Source organism: Faunimonas sp. B44 (genome assembly GCF_052655945.1).
This window is the reverse complement of record NZ_JBQYEX010000007.1, coordinates 43,267-61,446: the sequence shown is the minus strand read 5'-3', so window position 1 is coordinate 61,446 and position 18,180 is coordinate 43,267. Positions and strand designations below refer to the sequence as shown.

At 70.3% G+C, this 18,180-nt stretch carries 19 protein-coding genes; 15 read left to right on the top strand and 4 right to left on the bottom strand.

The features are described from left to right. Positions 1–3: 3 nt before the first annotated feature. Positions 4–567, top strand: coding sequence for a DUF447 domain-containing protein (locus ACUN0C_RS13605; protein WP_445466925.1), 564 nt, complete (start codon positions 4–6; stop codon positions 565–567). On the opposite strand, the gene ACUN0C_RS13600 is transcribed toward ACUN0C_RS13605, so the two are convergent. Further along, positions 549–1,577 carry a hydantoinase/oxoprolinase family protein gene (locus tag ACUN0C_RS13600; protein WP_445466924.1) on the bottom strand — a complete coding sequence of 343 codons (1,029 nt, stop codon included), beginning with the start codon at positions 1,575–1,577 and terminating at the stop codon, positions 549–551. The two genes, ACUN0C_RS13605 and ACUN0C_RS13600, sit on opposite strands and share 19 nt — an antisense overlap. A 54-nt stretch (positions 1,578–1,631) precedes the next feature. Here ACUN0C_RS13600 and ACUN0C_RS13595 point away from each other — a divergent pair, with 54 nt between their 5' ends. After that, a complete protein-coding gene (locus ACUN0C_RS13595) occupies positions 1,632–2,342 on the top strand; it encodes a HisA/HisF-related TIM barrel protein (RefSeq protein ID WP_445466923.1) in 711 nt (236 codons plus the stop codon). A gap of 107 nt (positions 2,343–2,449) precedes the next feature. On the opposite strand, the gene fae is transcribed toward ACUN0C_RS13595, so the two are convergent. The 3 genes from fae to ACUN0C_RS13580 all read right to left on the bottom strand — a co-directional run bounded on the left by fae (position 2,450) and on the right by ACUN0C_RS13580 (position 5,461). Beyond that, the gene (gene fae / locus ACUN0C_RS13590) at positions 2,450–2,962 is read right to left on the bottom strand and encodes a formaldehyde-activating enzyme (protein WP_445466922.1); all 513 of its coding nucleotides are present in this window, start codon (positions 2,960–2,962) and stop codon (positions 2,450–2,452) included. A gap of 282 nt (positions 2,963–3,244) precedes the next feature. Next, positions 3,245–4,330: a hypothetical protein gene (locus tag ACUN0C_RS13585; RefSeq protein ID WP_445466921.1), complete on the bottom strand. Its 1,086-nt coding sequence runs from the start codon at positions 4,328–4,330 to the stop codon at positions 3,245–3,247. Between the two features lie 210 nt (positions 4,331–4,540). Then, a complete protein-coding gene (locus ACUN0C_RS13580) occupies positions 4,541–5,461 on the bottom strand; it encodes a LysR substrate-binding domain-containing protein (RefSeq protein WP_445466920.1) in 921 nt (306 codons plus the stop codon). A gap of 130 nt (positions 5,462–5,591) precedes the next feature. On the opposite strand from ACUN0C_RS13580, the gene ACUN0C_RS13575 reads away from it, so the two are divergent. The 13 genes from ACUN0C_RS13575 (at position 5,592) to ACUN0C_RS13515 (ending at position 18,147) form a co-directional block, all read left to right on the top strand. Next, positions 5,592–6,638, top strand: a complete 1,047-nt coding sequence (locus tag ACUN0C_RS13575; RefSeq protein ID WP_445466919.1) for a class 1 fructose-bisphosphatase — start codon at positions 5,592–5,594, stop codon at positions 6,636–6,638. A gap of 12 nt (positions 6,639–6,650) precedes the next feature. Further along, positions 6,651–7,526, top strand: coding sequence for a phosphoribulokinase (locus ACUN0C_RS13570; RefSeq protein WP_445466918.1), 876 nt, complete (start codon positions 6,651–6,653; stop codon positions 7,524–7,526). Between the two features lie 19 nt (positions 7,527–7,545). Then, positions 7,546–9,588 (top strand): transketolase, encoded by a 2,043-nt coding sequence (tkt, locus tag ACUN0C_RS13565; protein ID WP_445466917.1) that lies wholly within the window; start codon positions 7,546–7,548, stop codon positions 9,586–9,588. Next, positions 9,588–10,673 (top strand): class II fructose-bisphosphate aldolase, encoded by a 1,086-nt coding sequence (gene fba, locus ACUN0C_RS13560; RefSeq protein WP_445466916.1) that lies wholly within the window; start codon positions 9,588–9,590, stop codon positions 10,671–10,673. Before tkt ends, fba begins: the two co-directional genes overlap by 1 nt. A 23-nt stretch (positions 10,674–10,696) precedes the next feature. Next, complete coding sequence (locus tag ACUN0C_RS13555) at positions 10,697–12,157, top strand: form I ribulose bisphosphate carboxylase large subunit (protein ID WP_445466915.1); 1,461 nt, start codon at positions 10,697–10,699, stop codon at positions 12,155–12,157. 26 nt (positions 12,158–12,183) lie between these two features. Continuing rightward, complete coding sequence (locus tag ACUN0C_RS13550; protein WP_445466914.1) at positions 12,184–12,603, top strand: ribulose bisphosphate carboxylase small subunit; 420 nt, start codon at positions 12,184–12,186, stop codon at positions 12,601–12,603. A gap of 69 nt (positions 12,604–12,672) precedes the next feature. Next, positions 12,673–13,605, top strand: a complete 933-nt coding sequence (gene cbbX, locus ACUN0C_RS13545) for a CbbX protein (protein WP_445466913.1) — start codon at positions 12,673–12,675, stop codon at positions 13,603–13,605. Between the two features lie 2 nt (positions 13,606–13,607). Further along, entirely contained in the window at positions 13,608–14,297 is a 690-nt protein-coding gene (gene rpe / locus ACUN0C_RS13540) for a ribulose-phosphate 3-epimerase (protein WP_445466912.1), read from the top strand. Further along, complete coding sequence (locus ACUN0C_RS13535) at positions 14,294–14,986, top strand: HAD-IA family hydrolase (protein ID WP_445466911.1); 693 nt, start codon at positions 14,294–14,296, stop codon at positions 14,984–14,986. The genes rpe and ACUN0C_RS13535 overlap by 4 nt, the downstream gene beginning before the upstream one ends. Then, complete coding sequence (locus ACUN0C_RS13530; protein WP_445466910.1) at positions 14,987–15,685, top strand: HAD-IA family hydrolase; 699 nt, start codon at positions 14,987–14,989, stop codon at positions 15,683–15,685. It abuts the gene before it with no gap. Between the two features lie 50 nt (positions 15,686–15,735). Then, positions 15,736–16,749 (top strand): ketopantoate reductase family protein, encoded by a 1,014-nt coding sequence (locus ACUN0C_RS13525; protein ID WP_445466909.1) that lies wholly within the window; start codon positions 15,736–15,738, stop codon positions 16,747–16,749. Next, on the top strand, positions 16,706–17,656 hold the full coding sequence (locus ACUN0C_RS13520; RefSeq protein WP_445467042.1) for an outer membrane protein: 951 nt from the start codon (positions 16,706–16,708) through the stop codon (positions 17,654–17,656). Before ACUN0C_RS13525 ends, ACUN0C_RS13520 begins: the two co-directional genes overlap by 44 nt. Positions 17,657–17,676: 20 nt before the next feature. Further along, the gene (locus ACUN0C_RS13515; RefSeq protein ID WP_445466908.1) at positions 17,677–18,147 is read left to right on the top strand and encodes a cupin domain-containing protein; all 471 of its coding nucleotides are present in this window, start codon (positions 17,677–17,679) and stop codon (positions 18,145–18,147) included. Positions 18,148–18,180 lie beyond the last annotated feature (33 nt).

Here is an 18,180-nt window from a genome sequence, read left to right as displayed (position 1 = left end):
ACCATGCCGATGATCCGCGAGACGGTCGTGACCACGGCGGATGCCGACGGGCGGGTGCACATCGCGCCGCTCGGCCTGATCGAGGACGGGGGCGGCTGGATCGTCGCGCCGTTCCGCCCCTCCACGACGCTCGACAACCTCGTCGCCGTGCCGCACGCGGTGGCAAGCCATTGCGACGACGTCCGTATCATCGCGGGATGCCTGACCGGCCGGCGCGACTGGCCGCTCGTCCCGACCGCCGGGCCCGTGCCGCGCCTGGCCGCCGCCGTCGCGCATCTGGAGCTCTCCGTGCTCGACCGTGACGACGACCCGATCCGCCCGCGCTTCCGCATGCGCGTGGATCGCGCCGTCTCGCACGAACCGGTCGCCGGCTACAACCGTGCGCAGGCCGCCGTCATCGAGGCCGCGATCCTGGCGAGCCGCCTATCGATGCTCCCGCGCGAAAAAGTCGAGGCGGAGATCGCCTACCTTTCGATCGCCATCGAGAAGACCGCCGGCCCGCGCGAGGCGGAGGCCTGGGGCTGGCTGATGGAGCGGATCGGGCGCCACTATTCCGGCGCGGCCTGATCGAGGAGGAGCGCTACGGCAGCGGCCGGTCCGCAATCGGCGGCCGCGTCGGCTGCGCCCGGCGCGCACGGAACGATCGTGCCGAAGTCCGCATAGGGGCGCTCCATCCGCGCGCAGAGGCGCCGGATCAGGAAACGCCCGACGCCCGCGCCGACGATGACGGGCGGAGGCTCCGGCAGCGCCGACGCGACCTGCAGGACGGCGTCGTGGATCGCCCTGATCTGCATCTCGGCGAAGCAGGCGGCGACCGCCGTCCACTCCGCCATGCCCGCCTCCGAGACGTCGCGCCCGAGCATCCGCGCGAGCCGGGCCCGGGAGGCGTCGACGCTCTTGTCACGGCCGTCTGCGGTCCGATGCTGGTCGGCGCCTTCGGGGAGGTCGCCCAGGATGCGGTGCACGTCGGCGATCGACGCGAAGTACTCGTTCATGAGCGGTGTCCACGCCCCACGGAACGGGACGGAGCGCGCGACCGCCATCAGGAAGGTGCGGGTCGCCCCGGTATAGACGAGCTCGCCCGCGGCCAGCCGTTCGGCGTCGGTGTGGCCGCGCGCCGCCACGCGGCCGCCGGCGACCGGCACGACGTCCGTCGTCGTCGAGCCGATGTCCATGAACAGGCATTCGGCATGGGTGCGGCCGGCCAGGCTGGCGCTCGCGTGCCAGTTCGCGGATGCGATCTCCGACGGGAACCGGCCGACATCCTGCGGCGAGACCCAGCCGTCCCGGCCGGCATAGAAGAGAATGTGCGGCCCGAGCCGGCCCTGGAGCATGCCGGCGATCGAGGCCACGCCGCTCTGACGGTCCTCGAAGACGTCGACCAGCTCGCCGGTCATCGTGACCGCGTGCCGGGAGGCGGCGCCGAGCGCCGTTGCGGCCTGGTCCAGCGCCCGTTCGAGCTGGTCGAGCCCGAGCCAGAGCGGGCAGGGGACCTGGATCGCGGCCACGATCCGCCCCTCCTCGAGGCGCGCCGCCTTGAGGTGAGCCCCGCCAATGTCCCAGCCGATCAGCGCCATGCCCGTTCCGCCCTTCCCGGTGCTGCCCTATAGCTGATTTGCGGGAGGGCGGGCGTGGAGATCATTCCGGTCATCGACATCCAGGCGGGCCTCGTCGTGCGGGCCCGGCGCGGCGAGCGCTCCTCGTATCGCCCGATCGATACGCCGCTCTCGCCGGGCTCCGATCCGCTCGACGTCGCGAAGGGGCTGCTCGCGCTCCATCCCTTTCGCAGCCTCTACGTGGCCGACCTCGACGGGATCGAGCGGCAGCAGCCGTCCTGGGCCGTGCTGGAGCGGCTGGCGGCGGAACTTCCCCACCTCGCCCTGTGGACGGATTTCGGGTGCTCGGATGCCGCTGCCGCGGCGGACTACCTCGCGCGGGTGCCGGGCGGGGTACTGGTGATCGGCACGGAATCGCAGGACGACGAAGGCGTCCTTCGGCGGCTCAGGGATCACCCGCGCGTGGCGCTCTCCATCGACTATTTCGGCGACGACTTTCGCGGCCCGCGCGCCATTCTCGACGACGCCTCGCTCTGGCCGGGGCGCGTCATCGTGATGACGCTCGGCCGCGTCGGCGGCGGCGAGGGTCCCGATGTCGGAAAGCTGTCGGCGATCGCTGCCCGCGCCGGGGCGCGACGCATCCATGCGGCCGGGGGCATCAGAGGAGAGGACGATTGCCGGCGGCTGCAGGCGGCCGGCATCGCCGGTGCGCTGGTCGCATCGGCGCTGCACGACGGCGCGCTGGGCGCCGCCGCGCTGAAGCGGATTTCGGGAACGGACGGCTAGGGACGCGATCCGTCCCCAGCCCCTCAGAATCCGAACTTGGCGGCCAACCGCCGAAGGAGACCCGGCTGCATGGGAGCAGGGGCTGCCTCCCCGGGGTGGTTTCCGCTCTAAGCGGCGGCGCCGAAGGGATGCTTCACGCTGTCCCGGCGGGTCGTCACCTCGGAGGCCTTCGGCGTATTGTTGATCGCGCGCTCGAGCGCTTCCTTCGTGGCGCGGTAGTTGTAGTCCTGGATCTTGCCGTCGTCGGCCGCTTCCCAATGGATGAAGACGCCGACGCAGATGAAGAGGTCGTCCGCCTCTTCGGCCGGGATCGTGCCGTCGGCGACGCTGTCGGCCACGGCCTTGGCGACCGCGTACTGCGCTGGGCCGAACATCTGGACGGCCTGCTTCGCGCCCTTGATCGTGACCTTGTTGAACATGATCGTGTTGGGCTTGCACGGAAGGTTCGGCGCGATCACCGCCAGCAGCGTCGTGAACCCGTCCTTGTTGTTGGTCAGCGCGTTGCAGAACGCCGATTCCACGGCGGAGCCGCGCGGCCCGATGAGCAGGTCGATATGCGCGACTTCGTTGCCATCGCCGACCAGAGATTCCCCGACACAAACCTTGTTGATCTTCGCCATCGCCATGACCTCCCAAACCGGTTGCTTTCCACAGGCCAACTCGGTGACCTGAACGACTATCCTTGTTGTCAGCGTCCGGTTCAAGGCGCCGGACCGGTTGGCCAGATAGCGGCGAGACGAGCGCCCGCCGGGAGCGACTCAACCATTGTTGCGCGCGCGCTGCAAGATACCCGGCCTGTGCAATGGGGACTTTGGGCATCTGCAGCCGGCAGCCACCCGCTGCCAGCGAAAAGCCCCGCGGCAATTGCCGCGGGGCTGCGCGTCGATCGGAGAGGGTGCGGCTCAGCTGGACTGCAGCCGCCGCGCCTCCTCCAGCGCCTGGTTGCACTGGTCCTCGTTGCCCTGCGCATCGAAGGACGCGGCCTGCCGCAGGGCGGCCAGCACGGCGTCGGCCTGCGCGCCCGGTCCGGTTGCGGTGCCGCTGGAACCCTCGAGCGGGGCCAGCGAGCCGTCCTTCGCGATCCCCGCGCTCGCCGCGCCGGAGGAGGCGTCGGACGGGGTCGCGGCACCCGAGGTTGCGGATCCGGTGGTTGCGGAGCCGGAGGTTGCATCGGAGGCCGATGCGCCGCCCGAGGTCACCGAACCTGTGCTCGCCGGGCCCGATGAGGCGGCGTCCTGGCCGCCCTGCATCGGCGCCAGCGAACCGTCCTTGGCGATGCCGCCATTGCCCTGCGTGCCGGCGGAGGCCATGCCACCGCTCGCCGCGGAATCGGCGCCGGTCGTTCCGGCGGAAGCCGAGCCGCTCGCCGTGGAATCGGCACCGGCCGTTCCGGCGGAAGCCGAGCCGGTAGAGGCGGTGTCACCGCCAGCCGGGGAGCCGGCACCGGACGAACCGGTGGAGGCCGAACCGGTGGCGGCCGAACCGGTAGCGGCCGAACCGGTGGCGGCCGTGTCCTGGCCGCCCTGCATCGGCGCCAGCGAACCGTCCTTCGAAATCCCGCCATTGCCCTGCGCGGACTGCGCGTCGCCGCCGGACGTAGTCCCGGACGGAGCCGTGCCGGACGCCTGGTCGGAAGCCGTCGGCTGGCCCTGCTGCTGCGCCTGCGCGTCCTGGCCGGAGGTCGCGATGCCGGCGGTAACCTGGTTCATCGCGGGGGTCGCATCGGTGTGGGGCACCTGACCGGCCTGCGGCGTGCCGCCGCCCGCCGAAGCGGTCGCGCCGCCGGTTGCCGTCTGTGCGGAGCCGCTGCCCCCGGCCTGCTGGCTCTGCATGTCCTGCCCGGACGTCGCGGCCGTGGCTGCGGTGCCGCCGGGCTGCAGTTCGTTCATCATCTGCTGGGCCTGGTCGCCGCACGGGCCGGCGAGGGCGGCGGCGGGGCCGAGCGTCACGAGCGCACAGCTCGCGAACAACATCGAGCGAAACGACATCGGGGTATCCTCTCTTGCAGGTATGGTTATCTGCAGGAAACAGCCGGTCGGGACAGTGGTTCCGAAATTAGACGCGTTCGTGCGGGGCCGGACGGGCAGCATTGCCGCGCCGTTAGCCGGCTTTTTTCTTTTCCGTGCAGCTGAGCATTTGGCGCAGCAATCGCACGACGCGCAGCGCTGCGCGGCGAATGCTCCGTATCCAGGGCGCGACTAGGGTGCGGGAGCGACCTGCGGCAGGTACCGGGCGCCCTCGCGCGAGAGAAACGCCTCGAATGCGGCGGCCGCGGGCGACAGCGTCCGTTCCGCGCGGCGGACGACGAACCAGCGTCGCCGGATCGGCATGCCCTCCACCGCGAGCTCGACGAGCCGTCCCGACTCGATCTCGGCGGCGACGGTATGGGCCGAGATGAAGGCGATCCCGAGCCCGGCGATCACGGCCTGCTTGATGGTTTCATTGCTGCCCATCTCGATGCGGGCATAGCCCCGGCCGGGCGTGATGTCGGCGAGGAACGTCTCCATTGCCGCCCGCGTCCCGGAGCCCTGCTCGCGCATCAGGAACGTCTCGCCGGCGAGCTCCGCCCGCGGAACGGACTTGCGTCGCGCGAGCCGGTGCTCGGGCGAGGCGACGATGATGAGCGGGTGCTCCCCGATGACCGCCGCCTCCACCGGCAGGTCGCCCGGCGGCTGTCCCATCACGGCGAGATCGATCCGGAAATCGCGCAGGGCCTCCAGGATCTCGACCCGGTTGCCGATCTGCAGGCGGATCTCGACCCCGCTCCGTTCCCGCATGAAGGCGGCGATGAGCTGCGGGGCGAAGTACTTGGCGGTGCTCACCGCCCCGACCTGCACCCGTCCCGCCGCCGCGCCCTTCAATGCGAGAATCCGCTCGCAGCCGGCCGCGATCAGCGCGTCGACCTGCTCCGCCGTCTCCAGCATGACGCGTCCTGCGTCCGTCAGTCGCAACCCTTCCGACGTCCGGTCGAAAAGCGGCATCCCGACGGCCTCTTCGAGCCCCTTGATCTGCAGGGTGACGGCCGGGGCGGTCAGGTTCAACGCGTTGGCCGCGCTCGCAATTCGGCCTGTCCTGGTGACCGTCCGGAGCGCCTTGAGCTGCTTGATGGTGATCTGCATCGCGGACTATGAATAACAAAAACTTTGCCTGATGGAAAGAACATGTAAATTTACTTTCGGTCCCGGGGCGAGCAGGTTCCACTCACAACGCCGGGAGCAGACGCTTCGAACAGGCGGTGGGAGGACGAAGATGGCGGTCGGCTGGAGTCTCCAGGCATTCCTCAAGGCCCATGCTGGCGACAGCGACGTGCGCAACGCCGTCGGCCGCACCATCCAGCAGATCGCGATCGCCAGCTGCGTGGTGCGCGACCTCATCAACCGCGGGATCAATCACGAGAAGCCTTCCGCCACGGCGGGCCAGGCGAACGCCGACGGCGATATCCAGCAGCAGCTCGACCTCACCGCGAACCGGATCTTCCTCGCGGCGATCCGTTCGGCGCCGGTCGCCTGCGTCGCCTCCGAGGAACTGCGCGACCCGGTCGTGCTCGACCTGACCCAGCCGCTCGCGGTGGCGATCGATCCGCTCGACGGCTCGTCCAACATCGAGACCAATGTTTCGATCGGGACGATCTTCACCATCCTGCCTGCCGCCGGCCCGGAGGGCTCCGCCGAGGAGGCCTTCCTGCAGCCGGGCGACCGGCAGCTCGCCGCCGGCTTCTTCATCTACGGCCCGCAGCTCCTGCTGGTCCTCACGCTCGGCGCCGGGACCCATGTCTTCGCCCATTCGCCGCGCGAGGGCGGCTTCGTTCAGATCGCCGACGGCGTGCACATCCCGGCGCTCACCTCGGAATTCGCGATCAACGCCTCCAATTACAGGCACTGGGGTTCGGCAGTCCGGCTCTACGTCGACGACTGCCTCTCCGGCGAGGACGGCCCGCGCGGGCGCAACTTCAATATGCGCTGGATCGCCTCGCTCGTGGCCGACGCCTACCGGATCTTCGTCCGCGGCGGCGTCTTCCTCTATCCCGGCGACGAGCGGCGCGGCTACCGGAACGGCCGTCTCCGGCTGGTCTACGAGGCCAATCCCATTGCGATGCTGGTCGAGCAGGCCGGCGGCGCCGCCACCGACGGCGTCGAACGCATCCTCGCCATCACGCCGCAGGCGGTCCACCAGCGCGTGCCGCTCGTCTTCGGCTCCGCCGGCGAGGTGGCGCGGATCGCCCGCTACAATCTCGATCCCTCGCTGATCGCGCAGCGGGCGCCGCTGTTCGGCCATCGCGGCCTGTTCCGGGTCTGAGGGAGCGCAGCAATGTCCGCGAAGCACCCCATCATCTCCGTCACCGGCTCCTCGGGCGCGGGGACCACGTCGGTCCGGCGCACCTTCGAGCAGATCTTCCGGCGCGAGCAGGTGAACGCCGTCCTCATCGAGGGCGACTCGTTCCACCGCTACAACCGTGTCGAGATGCGCGCCGGCCAGGCCGAGGCCGAGGCGAACGGCAACAAGCACTTCAGCCATTTCAGCCCTGAGAACAACCTGCTCGAGGAGCTCGAGGGGGTGTTCGAGGAGTACGGGCGGTCCGGCACCGGGCGGCTGCGCCATTACGTGCACGATTCGGAGGAGGCTGCGCTCTATGGCGCCGAGCCCGGCACCTTCACGGCGTGGGAGCCGTTCCCGGCGGAGAGCGACCTGCTCTTCTACGAGGGCCTGCACGGGGCGGTCGTCACCGAGACGGTCAACGTCGCGCGCCACGCCGACCTAAAGATCGGGGTCGTGCCGGTCATCAACCTCGAATGGATCCAGAAGATCCATCGCGACAAGGCCACGCGCGGCTATTCGACCGAAGCCGTCACCGACGTGATCCTCCGGCGGATGCCGGATTACATCCACTACATCTGCCCGCAATTCACCGAGACCAACATCAACTTCCAGCGCGTGCCGGTGGTCGACACGTCGAACCCGTTCGTCGCGCGCTGGATCCCGACCGCCGACGAATCGATGGTGGTCATCCGCTTCGCCAATCCGCGCGGCATCGACTTCCCGTACCTGCTCTCGATGATCCCCGACGCCTTCATGTCGCGGGCGAACTCCATCGTGATCCCGGGCGGCAAGCTCGACCTCGCGATGCAGCTGATCCTCACGCCCCTCATCCTGCAGCTCATCGAGCGCAAGAAGCGCGTCTCCTGACGGCAGCAAGGACCCAGCCATGACCCCGAGCATGATTGCCGCCCAGACCCGACCGGCCGAGCCCGCTCCGGCGCCGTCCGTCCGCGATATGGCGAATGCCGTCCGCGCGCTGGCGATGGATGCCGTCGAGGCGGCGAAGTCCGGCCATCCCGGCATGCCGATGGGCATGGCGGACGCCGCGACGGTCCTCTTCACCCGCTTCCTCGCATTCGACCCGCTCGCGCCCGACTGGCCGGACCGCGACCGCTTCGTGCTGTCCGCCGGGCACGGCTCCATGCTCCTCTATGCGCTGCTTCATCTCACGGGCTACCCGGAGATGACGGTCGACGAGCTGAAGCGCTTCCGCCAGCTCGGCGCCCGCACGGCCGGCCATCCCGAATACGGCCACGCCGCCGGCGTGGAGATGACGACCGGTCCGCTCGGCCAGGGCATCGCCTCGGCCGTCGGCATGGCGCTCGCCGAGCGCCTGATGAACGCGCGCCACGGCGACGCGCTGGTCGATCACTTCACCTACGTGATCGCCGGCGACGGCTGCCTGATGGAGGGCATCAGCCACGAGGCGATCGACCTCGCCGGCCATCTCGGGCTGTCGCGCCTCATCGTGCTCTTCGACGACAACGCGATCTCGATCGACGGCCCGACCTCGCTGTCCACGTCGATGGACCAGCTGAAGCGGTTCGAGGCGGCCGGGTGGAACGTCAGCCGCGTCGACGGGCACGACCCGGAAGCGGTGTCGGCGGCGATCGCAGCGGCGCGCATGGCGGACCGCCCGTCGCTCATCGCCTGCCGCACCGTGATCGGCTACGGCGCGCCGGCGAAGCAAGGCACGTCCGGCGTCCACGGCAGTCCGCTCGGGTCGGCCGAGATCGCGGCGGCGCGGCACGCGCTCGCCTGGCCGCACCCGCCCTTCGTCGTCCCCGACGACATCAGGCAGGCATGGCTCGCGGCCGGACGGCGCGGCGCGGAGCGCCGGCGCGCCTGGTCGAGCCGGCTCGCTGCCGCACCCCTCGATACGCAGTCCGCGTTCCTTTCGGCCGTCAAGGGCGATGCGCCCGGCCTCGACGAGGCGGTCGGCCGCGTGACGGCGCTCTTCGCCGAGGAGCGCCCGAACCTCGCCACCCGCGTCTCCTCGCAGAAGGTGCTGGAGGAGCTCGTCCCCGCTTTGCCGAGCCTCCTCGGCGGCTCGGCCGACCTGACCGGCTCCAACGGGACGCGGGTGAAGGCCCACAGGCCGGTCACGGCCGACGATTTCTCGGGCGACTACATCCATTACGGCGTCCGCGAGCACGGCATGGCGGCGGCGATGAACGGCATCGCGCTCCACGGCGGCTTCATCCCCTATGGCGGCACCTTCCTCGCCTTCGCCGACTATTCCCGGCCCGCGATCCGGCTCGCCGCGCTGATGGGCGTGCGGGTCATCCACGTGATGACGCACGATTCGATCGGGCTCGGCGAGGACGGGCCGACGCACCAGCCGGTCGAGCACCTGGCCGCGCTGAGGGCGATCCCGAACCTCAACGTCTTCCGTCCCGCCGACGCGATGGAGACGGCGGAGTGCTGGGCGCTCGCGATCGCCGCGCGGACGACCCCCTCCGTGCTCTGCCTGTCGCGGCAGAACCTGCCCGCGCAGAGGACGGACGCTAACGCGCCGAACCGCGTCGCCGAAGGCGGCTACGTGCTGCGCGAAGCGGACGGTCAGCGCGACGTCACCCTGATCGCCTCGGGCTCGGAGGTCGCGATCGCGGCCGAGGCCCGGGAGCTCCTCGCCCGGGAGGGCATACGCGCGGCGGTCGTCTCCATGCCGTGCATGGATCTCTTCAATGCACGTTCGGCCGGCGAGCGCCGGGCCGTGCTCGGCGATGCGCCCCGCATCGCGATCGAAGCCGCCGTCCGCGACGGCTGGGACCGCCACCTGCGCGAAGACGACGTCTTCATCGGCATGGAGGGCTTCGGCGCCTCGGCGCCGGCCGAAGAGCTCTACCGCCATTTCGGCATCACCGCGGAGCGCGTCGTGGAGACGGCGCGCGCCCTCGTCGAAACCAGCAACAGGGAGACCGACTGATGGCCCGCATCACGCTGCGCCAGCTCCTCGACCACGCCGCCGAGCACGGCTACGGGGTGCCCGCCTTCAACATCAACAACATGGAGCAGGGGCTCGCGATCATGGCGGCGGCCGAGGCCGTCGACGCCCCCGTCATCATCCAGGCGAGCCGCGGCGCGCGGACCTATGCCGGCGACATCATGCTCGCGAAGATGATCGACGCGCTCGAGCAGATGTATCCCGCGATCCCGCTCTGCATGCACCAGGATCACGGCAACAGCGAAGCCACCTGCATGACCGCCATCCAGCACGGCTTCACCTCCGTGATGATGGACGGCTCGCTCGAGGCCGACGCGAAGACCCCGGCATCCTACGAGTACAACGTCGCGATCACGCGCCGCGTCGTCGACATGGCGCACTGGGTCGGCGCGTCCGTCGAGGGCGAGCTCGGCGTGCTCGGCTCGCTGGAGAGCGGGCAGGGGGAGGCGGAGGACGGCCACGGCGCGGAGGGCGCGCTCTCGCACGACCAGCTCCTGACCGATCCCGACCAGGCGGTCGACTTCGTCCGCGCGACGCGCGTCGATGCGCTCGCCATCGCGATGGGCACCTCGCACGGCGCCTACAAGTTCACGCGCAAGCCCGACGGCGCGATCCTCGCCATGAACGTGGTCGAGGCGATCCACCAGCGGCTGCCCGACACCCATCTCGTCATGCACGGATCGTCCTCGGTGCCGCAGGCGCTGCAGGACCTCTTCAACGAGGCCGGCGGCGAGATGCCCCAGACCTGGGGCGTGCCCGTCGAGGAGATCGTGCGCGGCATCCGCCACGGGGTCCGCAAGGTGAACATCGACACCGACTGCCGGCTCGCCATGACGGCGCAGTTCCGGAAGGTGGCGAGCGCCAGCCGCAGCGAGTTCGACCCGCGGAAGTTCCTGAAGCCGGCGATGGACGCCATGCGCGACCTCTGCCGCGAGCGCTTCGAGCAGTTCGGCACCGCCGGCCACGCCTCGAAGATCCGAGTCCTGCCGATGGCCGAAATGGCCCGGCGCTACAAGAGCGGGGCGCTCGACCCCGCCGTCACCGAAACCGCCGCACGCGCGGCCTGACCAGAACAAGCGAGGCGAAAGCCATGGATACCTCAGCCAAGACCGTGACCGGGAAGGACCGCTACAAATCCGGCGTCATGGAATACCGCAAGATGGGCTATTGGGAGCCCGACTACGAGCCGAAGGACACCGACGTCATCGCCTGCTTCCGGGTGACCCCGCAGGACGGCGTCGACCCAGTCGAGGCCTCGGCCGCGGTCGCGGGCGAATCCTCCACCGCGACCTGGACGGTGGTCTGGACCGACCGCCTCACGGCCTGCGAGAAGTACCGGGCGAAGTGCTACCGGGTCGATCCGGTGCCGAACGCGCCGGGCCAGTACTTCGCCTACATCGCCTACGACCTCGACCTCTTCGAGCCGGGCTCGATCGCGAACCTGACCGCGTCCATCATCGGCAACGTCTTCGGCTTCAAGCCGCTCAAGGCGCTGCGGCTCGAGGACATGCGCCTGCCGACGGCCTACGTGAAGACCTTCGACGGGCCGGCGACCGGCATCGTCGTGGAGCGCGAGCGGCTCGACAAGTTCGGCCGCCCGCTCCTCGGCGCGACCGTGAAGCCGAAGCTCGGCCTGTCGGGCCGCAATTACGGGCGCGTTGTCTACGAGGCGCTGAAGGGCGGGCTCGACTTCACCAAGGACGACGAGAACATCAACTCGCAGCCCTTCATGCATTGGCGCGACCGCTTCCTCTACTGCATGGAGGCGGTGAACAAGGCGCAGGCCGAGACCGGCGAGATGAAGGGGACCTACCTCAACGTCACCGCGGCGACGATGGAGGACATGTACGAGCGCGCCGAGTTCGCCAAGGAGCTCGGCTCGGTGATCGTCATGATCGACCTCGTGATCGGCTACACGGCCATCCAGTCGATGTCGAAATGGGCGCGCAGGAACGACATGATCCTGCACCTCCACCGCGCCGGCCACTCCACCTACACGCGGCAGAAGTCGCACGGCGTGTCGTTCCGGGTCATCGCCAAGTGGATGCGGCTCGCCGGCGTCGACCACATCCATGCCGGCACGGTCGTCGGCAAGCTCGAGGGCGACCCCGCCACCACGAAGGGCTATTACGACATCTGCCGCGAGGACTACCTGCCGCAGCAGCTCGGCAACGGCATCTTCTTCGACCAGAACTGGGCGAGCCTCAGGAAGCTGATGCCGGTCGCCTCCGGCGGCATCCATGCCGGCCAGATGCACCAGCTCCTCGATCTGCTCGGCGAGGACGTCGTGCTGCAGTTCGGCGGCGGCACGATCGGGCACCCGATGGGGATCGCGGCCGGCGCCATGGCGAACCGGGTGGCGCTCGAGGCGATGGTGCTGGCCCGCAACGAGGGCCGGGACTACGTCAACGAGGGTCCGGAGATCCTGAACGCGGCCGCCAGGCACTGCCTGCCGCTCCGCCAGGCGCTGGAGACCTGGAAGGACGTCACCTTCAACTACGCCTCGACCGACACCCCGGACTTCGTTCCGACCGCGACCGCGGCGGAGTGACGGACCGTACCGAAAGGATCACGACCATGCGTCTCACCCAGGGCTGCTTCTCCTTCCTGCCGGATCTGACCGACGACCAGATCCGCGCCCAGGTCCAGTACTGCATCGACAACGGCTGGGCGGTGAACATCGAGTTCACCGACGACCCCCATCCCCGCAACACCTACTGGGAGATGTGGGGGCACCCGATGTTCGACATCCGCGACCCGGCCGGCGTCATGATGGAGCTCGCCGAATGCCGGAAGGTCTACGGCGACCGCTACATCCGCCTCTCCGGCTTCGACGCCGGCCACGGCTGGGAGTCCGTGCGGATCTCCTTCATCGTGAACCGCCCGGCCGAGGAGCCCGGCTTCCGGCTCGAGCGCCAGGAACTGGCGGGCCGCGCGATCCGCTACACGACCAAGGCCTACGCGGCCGACAGTCCCGCCGGCCGTCGCTATTCGTGACGACCGGAGAAGGGCGGCGCGTCCACGCTCCTCCGGGCGCGCCGCCACCCCCAACGCGACAGGGCTGACATGACCGACAACGTACTCGAAATCCGAAAAGCGGACGGTGCCGGCGCCGAGACGGCGGTCGACCTCAAGCGCGAATACGACGAGGCCGGCGTCGGCGAGGTGCTGCGCGAGCTCGACCGCGACCTCGTCGGGCTCGCCCCGGTGAAGCAGCGTATCCGCGAGATCGCCGCGCTCCTCCTCGTCGAGCGTGCGCGCAAGCGCCTCGGCCTCGCCCACGAGACGCCGACCCTGCACATGAGCTTCACGGGCAATCCCGGCACCGGCAAGACCACGGTCGCGCTGCGGATGGCGGACCTCCTCCACCGGCTCGGCTACGTCCGCAAGGGCCATCTCGTCAGCGTCACGCGCGACGACCTGGTCGGCCAGTATATCGGCCACACCGCGCCCAAGACGAAGGAGATCCTGAAGAAGGCGATGGGCGGCGTGCTCTTCATCGACGAGGCCTACTACCTCTACCGGGCGGAGAACGAGCGCGACTACGGCCAGGAGGCGATCGAGATCCTGCTGCAGGTGATGGAGAACCAGCGCGAGGACCTCGTGGTGATCCTTGCCGGCTATGCCGACCGGATGGACAGGTTCTTCCAGAGCAATCCGGGCTTCCGGTCGCGCATCGCCCATCACATCGACTTTCCGGACTATTCCGACGGCGAGCTGCTCTCGATCTCCGAAAGGATGCTGGCGCGGCAGAATTATCACTTCTCGCCGGCTGCGCTCGACGCCTTCGGGCGCTATATCGGCCGCAGGCGCGGTCAGCCCCACTTCGCCAATGCCCGCTCGATCCGCAACGCGCTCGACCGCGCGCGGCTCAGGCAGGCGAACCGGCTGTTCGAGACCGCGGAGGGACCGCTCGATGCGGCCGCGCTCTCCACCATCGCGCCCGAGGACATCCTGGCGAGCCGGGTCTTCGACGGCCCGGACGCGACACGAGGATAGGCATGGCATCACCGATCATCATCGCGCCCTCGATCCTGTCGGCCGATTTCGCGCGGCTCGGCGAGGAGGTGCGCGCCGTCGACGCGGCCGGGGCGGACTGGATCCACCTCGACGTCATGGACGGCCATTTCGTGCCGAACATCACCTTCGGGCCGCCGGTCGTGAAGGCGATCCGCGGCACGTCGGCGAAGGTCTTCGACGTCCATCTGATGATCGAGCCGGCCGACCCCTACATCGAGGCGTTCGCGGCCGCGGGCTCCGACATCATCACCGTGCATGCCGAGGCGAGCACGCATCTCGACCGCTCGCTCCAGGCCATCCGGGCGCTCGGCAAGAAGGCCGGCGTCTCGCTCAACCCGGCGACGCCGGAGAGCGCCATCGAATACGTGCTGGACCGGCTCGACCTCGTCCTCCTGATGACGGTCAATCCCGGCTTCGGCGGGCAGGCCTTCATCCCGGCCGTGGTGGAGAAGATCCGGCGGGTCAAGGCGATGATCGGCGACCGCCCGATCGCGATCGAGGTCGACGGCGGGGTGACGCCGGAAACCGCGCCGCTCGTCTCCGCGGCCGGCGCAAGCGTGCTCGTCGCGGGCTCGGCCGTCTTCAGGGGCGGCACGCGTGAAAGCTACGCCGCCAACATCTCGGCGATCCGGACGGCGGCGGAGCGCGCCTGGCTGTCGGAAGCGGCGTGAGCGGGCGGCTTGCCGGCGGGCCGCCGCGGGCGGTGCTCCTGGATCTCGACGGGACGCTGGTGGATTCGGCACTCGACCTCGCCGAGACGCTGGACGACCTGCTCGCCGAATCCGGCCACCCGCCGCTCGGCCGCGACAGGGTCGCGACAATGATCGGCGCGGGCGTTGCCGCACTGGTGCAGCGCGGCTTCGCCGCCCACGGCGTGCCGCTCGACGAGGCCGCGACGGCGGCGCGCACGAGCCGCTTCATGGAACTCTACACGCCGCGCGCGACGCGCCACACCCGCCCCTGCGCCGGGGTGGCGACGGCGCTCCCCGCGCTCGCCGAAGCCGGCGTGCCGATGGCGGTCTGCACCAACAAGCCGCAGGCGGTGAGCGAGCGGATCCTCGCCGATCTCGGCCTCCGCGGCCATGTCCGCGCCGTCGTCGGCGGCGATTGCGGGCTGCCGAAGAAGCCGGATCCTGCGATCCTGCTGCGTGCCCTGGCGCTCCTCGGGGCCGATCCCTCGGATGCCGTCCATGTCGGCGACGGCCGGGCCGACATGGAGGCGGCGAAGGCCGCCGGCACGCGCGCGATCTTTGTCGAGGGCGGCTATGCCGGGCCGGCGGACCGGGAGGGGGCGGCGCTGGTGCTGTCGTCCTTCGGCGACCTCCCGGAAGCCCTCGGCCTGCTCGACGCGGGGCGCTGAATGGCCCTCGAAGCGCTCATCTTCGACGTCGACGGCACGCTCGCCGAGACGGAGGAATGCCACCGCCGCGCCTTCAACGACGCCTTCGCCGAGCTCGGCCTCGACTGGCACTGGGACCGCGCGCTCTACCGCCGGCTCCTCCTCGTCACCGGCGGCAAGGAACGGCTCCGGCACTTCATCGACGAATGGTCTCCCCCGGAGGCGGAGTCCGCTGCGGAACGGCTCCTGGAGCTCCACGCCGCCAAGACCCGGCGCTACACGGAGCTCGTCGACGCCGGCGCGCTGGAGCTCCGGCCCGGCGTCCGCGACCTCCTCGAGGCCGCCGCCGGCGCGGGACTGCGTCTCGCCATCGCGACCACGACCACGCCGGCCAACATCGAGGCGCTTCTCCGGTCGACGCTCGGGCCGGCGGGGCCGGGACTGTTCCATGCGATCGCCGCCGGCGACGACGCCGAACTGAAGAAGCCGGCGCCGGACGTCTACCTGATCGCGCTGCAACGGCTTGGCCTCGGCGCGGAGCAATGCCTCGCCTTCGAGGATTCCGAGCAGGGCCTGCAGGCGGCGATCGGCGCCGGGATAGCGACCATCGTCACGCCCGGCGTCTATACGAGCGATCACGATTTCACCGGCGCGCTGGAAGTAAGGGCCGACCTCGCCGGTTTCGATCTCCATCGCATGCTGTCCCGGCCCACGTCTTGAAACTTTGATCGCGGAAAGCGATGAGATGGGCCGTCTCAGGGGGGCGGTTCATGAAGGCGTGTATTTTCGGAGCGGGCGCCATCGGCGGTCAGCTCGCCATGCGGCTCGCCAGGGGCGGCGCCGAGGTGTCCATGGTGGCGCGGGGCGAGCACCTCGATGCGATCCGGCGCGACGGGCTCCGGATCGTGCTGGCAGACGGCGAGTGGAGCGAACGGCTTCCCGCGACCGACGACCCGCGCGAACTCGGGCCGCAGGACGTGGTCGTGGTCACGGTCAAGCAGCCGGCGCTGCCCGAGGTCGCCCGCACGATCGCGCCGCTCCTCGGGCCGGACACGCCGGTCGCCTTCGTCATGAACGGCATTCCCTGGTGGTACTTCCACGGCCATGGCGGTCCGCGGGAGGGCCAGCGCCTCGATGCGATCGATCCCGGGAGCGCGATCTGGAACGCGGTCGGGCCGGAGCGCGCCATCGGCGGCGTGGTCTACTCGGCGGCAGAAGTCGTCGAGCCCGGCGTCATCCACGTCGAGAACGCGAACGGCCGCCTGATCCTCGGGGAGCCGAACGGGGCGGATTCGGCCCGCGTGCGCGATCTCGCCGCCCTGATCAACGCGGGCGGGCTGAACACCGCCGTTTCCACGACGATCCGCGACGAGGTCTGGACGAAGCTCATCAACAACATCGCGTCCGGCACGCTCGCCGTCCTTGCCCAGACGACGGCGAGCGGAGTCTATGCCGAACCGGCCTGCGAGGCGGCGGCGCGCACCGTCTATGCCGAGCTGATGAAGGTCGCCGCCACGCTCGGGGCGCGGCCTTCGCTCGATCCGGACCGGAACGTTGCCCGCAGCAAGGCGCTGCACCACAAGCCGAGCATCCTGCAGGATTTGGAGCGCGGCCGCCCGATGGAGGTCGCGTCCATGTTCGAGGCGCCGCTCGCCATGGCCCGGATTGCCGGCGTGCCGGCACCCATGACCGACCTGCTCGTCACCCTGGCGGTCCTGCGGGCCCGCGCGGCCGGCCTCTATCCTGCCAAGGACAAGGCCGTCGTTCCTAAACTGCTGCATTAAGTCGTTCGTCGGCCGGCGCGCCGCTTGCCGGGATCGCGCGCCGCTTTCGACCCGCCCTTCCGAATCGCATAGCCTGCGCGCAGCAAGTGGATCGGACTGGACCGGAGGCAGGACGCTGACTGGATCGCGACACGGCGCGGCCGCAGGCCTCGCCTTCATCGGCTGCCTCGCCGTCGGCACCGGCGCGGCCTCGGCCGAGCCCGGATGGTACGTCCGCGGCGGCGCGGGCATGGACTGGTCGAGCGCCACGACGTTCCGCGACCGGAATTGCGCGCAGGCCAGTCCGCCGGCTCTGTTCGGCTGCGGGCCGGGAAACGACGGACGGCCGCTCGGCGCGCGCGGCGACTTCGGCAGCGCCGCCGCCTTCGAGGCCGGGATCGGCTACCGCTTCCTCCCGTTCCTGCGTGCGGAAGCGCTGCTCGGCTACCGGACGGGCGCCGCGTTCTCCGGCGATTCCAACTTCCTCAACACCCCCGAACCGCAGCCGGTCAGCGCGAGCCTCGACACGGTGACGGCCATGCTCGCCGGCTATCTCGATCTCGCGGGACTTGGCCTGCAGCTCGGCCCGGTCGAGCCGTTCCTCGGCGCCGGCATCGGGATCGCCCATCACGACATCGGTCCGGTCCGCTATGCCTTTCCCGGCCTTTCGGCGAATGCCACCACCGTCATCCAGGGCGGGGCGAAGACGAGCCTCGCCGCCATGGTGACGGCCGGGGTGGGGGTGCGCCTGTCCGACCGCGTGACGCTCGACGTCGCCTATCGCTACCTCGATCTCGGCGAGGTGGCGACCGGCGCAGGTCCCGCCACGATCACGCGCACGTCCGGCACGCGGGTCCTCGACATCGCGGGCACCAAGGCGGATCTGACCAGCCACGGCGTCGCGCTCGGCCTGCGCTTCCACTTCTGACGGCACCGGAGGGTCCGATCTTGCTGCCTATCGTTCGGCTGCCGCTCGCCGGCTTGCTCCTCCTGCAGGGGGCGGCCGCCTCGGCCCAGCAGGTCTCCTACGAGAACCTGGTCGAGCCTGTCCTTACCGGCGGCGAGACGGTGGTCGGGGAGGCGGTCGTCTACCCCACCTCGGCGCCGGCGCGGGTGACGGCCGTCATCGTGACGGTGCCGCCGGGCGGCGAGACCGGCTGGCACACGCATCCCGTCCCGCTCTTCGGCTACATGCTCCAGGGCGTGCTGACCGTCACCTATGACGGCCACGGCGAGCGAACCTACCGCGCCGGCGAGGCGTTGCTCGAGGCGATGAAGACCCGGCACAACGGCCGCAATCTCGGCCCGGAGCCGGTCAGGATCCTCGCCGTCTACATGGGCGCGGACGGGATTCCCGGCGCAGCGGCATCGGAGGCGCCGGCGCCGGAAGCCGCCCCGGCCGCCTCCCGGCCGAATTGAGGCGCTGCGGTGACGGCCGATCCGTAACGCGGC

Bases quoted from the DNA above. Each gene is read 5' to 3' on its own strand.
- fae (WP_445466922.1), bottom strand. From the start codon at position 2,962: ATGGCGAAGATCAACAAGGTTTGTGTCGGGGAATCTCTGGTCGGCGAT.
- ACUN0C_RS13530 (WP_445466910.1), top strand. From the start codon at position 14,987: ATGGCCCTCGAAGCGCTCATCTTCGACGTCGACGGCACGCTCGCCGAG.
- ACUN0C_RS13600 (WP_445466924.1), bottom strand. From the start codon at position 1,577: ATGGCGCTGATCGGCTGGGACATTGGCGGGGCTCACCTCAAGGCGGCG.
- cbbX (WP_445466913.1), top strand. From the start codon at position 12,673: ATGACCGACAACGTACTCGAAATCCGAAAAGCGGACGGTGCCGGCGCC.
- rpe (WP_445466912.1), top strand. From the start codon at position 13,608: ATGGCATCACCGATCATCATCGCGCCCTCGATCCTGTCGGCCGATTTC.
- ACUN0C_RS13525 (WP_445466909.1), top strand. From the start codon at position 15,736: ATGAAGGCGTGTATTTTCGGAGCGGGCGCCATCGGCGGTCAGCTCGCC.
- ACUN0C_RS13550 (WP_445466914.1), top strand. From the start codon at position 12,184: ATGCGTCTCACCCAGGGCTGCTTCTCCTTCCTGCCGGATCTGACCGAC.
- ACUN0C_RS13555 (WP_445466915.1), top strand. From the start codon at position 10,697: ATGGATACCTCAGCCAAGACCGTGACCGGGAAGGACCGCTACAAATCC.
- ACUN0C_RS13575 (WP_445466919.1), top strand. From the start codon at position 5,592: ATGGCGGTCGGCTGGAGTCTCCAGGCATTCCTCAAGGCCCATGCTGGC.
- ACUN0C_RS13605 (WP_445466925.1), top strand. From the start codon at position 4: ATGCCGATGATCCGCGAGACGGTCGTGACCACGGCGGATGCCGACGGG.
- tkt (WP_445466917.1), top strand. From the start codon at position 7,546: ATGACCCCGAGCATGATTGCCGCCCAGACCCGACCGGCCGAGCCCGCT.
- ACUN0C_RS13570 (WP_445466918.1), top strand. From the start codon at position 6,651: ATGTCCGCGAAGCACCCCATCATCTCCGTCACCGGCTCCTCGGGCGCG.
- fba (WP_445466916.1), top strand. From the start codon at position 9,588: ATGGCCCGCATCACGCTGCGCCAGCTCCTCGACCACGCCGCCGAGCAC.
- ACUN0C_RS13585 (WP_445466921.1), bottom strand. From the start codon at position 4,330: ATGTCGTTTCGCTCGATGTTGTTCGCGAGCTGTGCGCTCGTGACGCTC.
- ACUN0C_RS13580 (WP_445466920.1), bottom strand. From the start codon at position 5,461: ATGCAGATCACCATCAAGCAGCTCAAGGCGCTCCGGACGGTCACCAGG.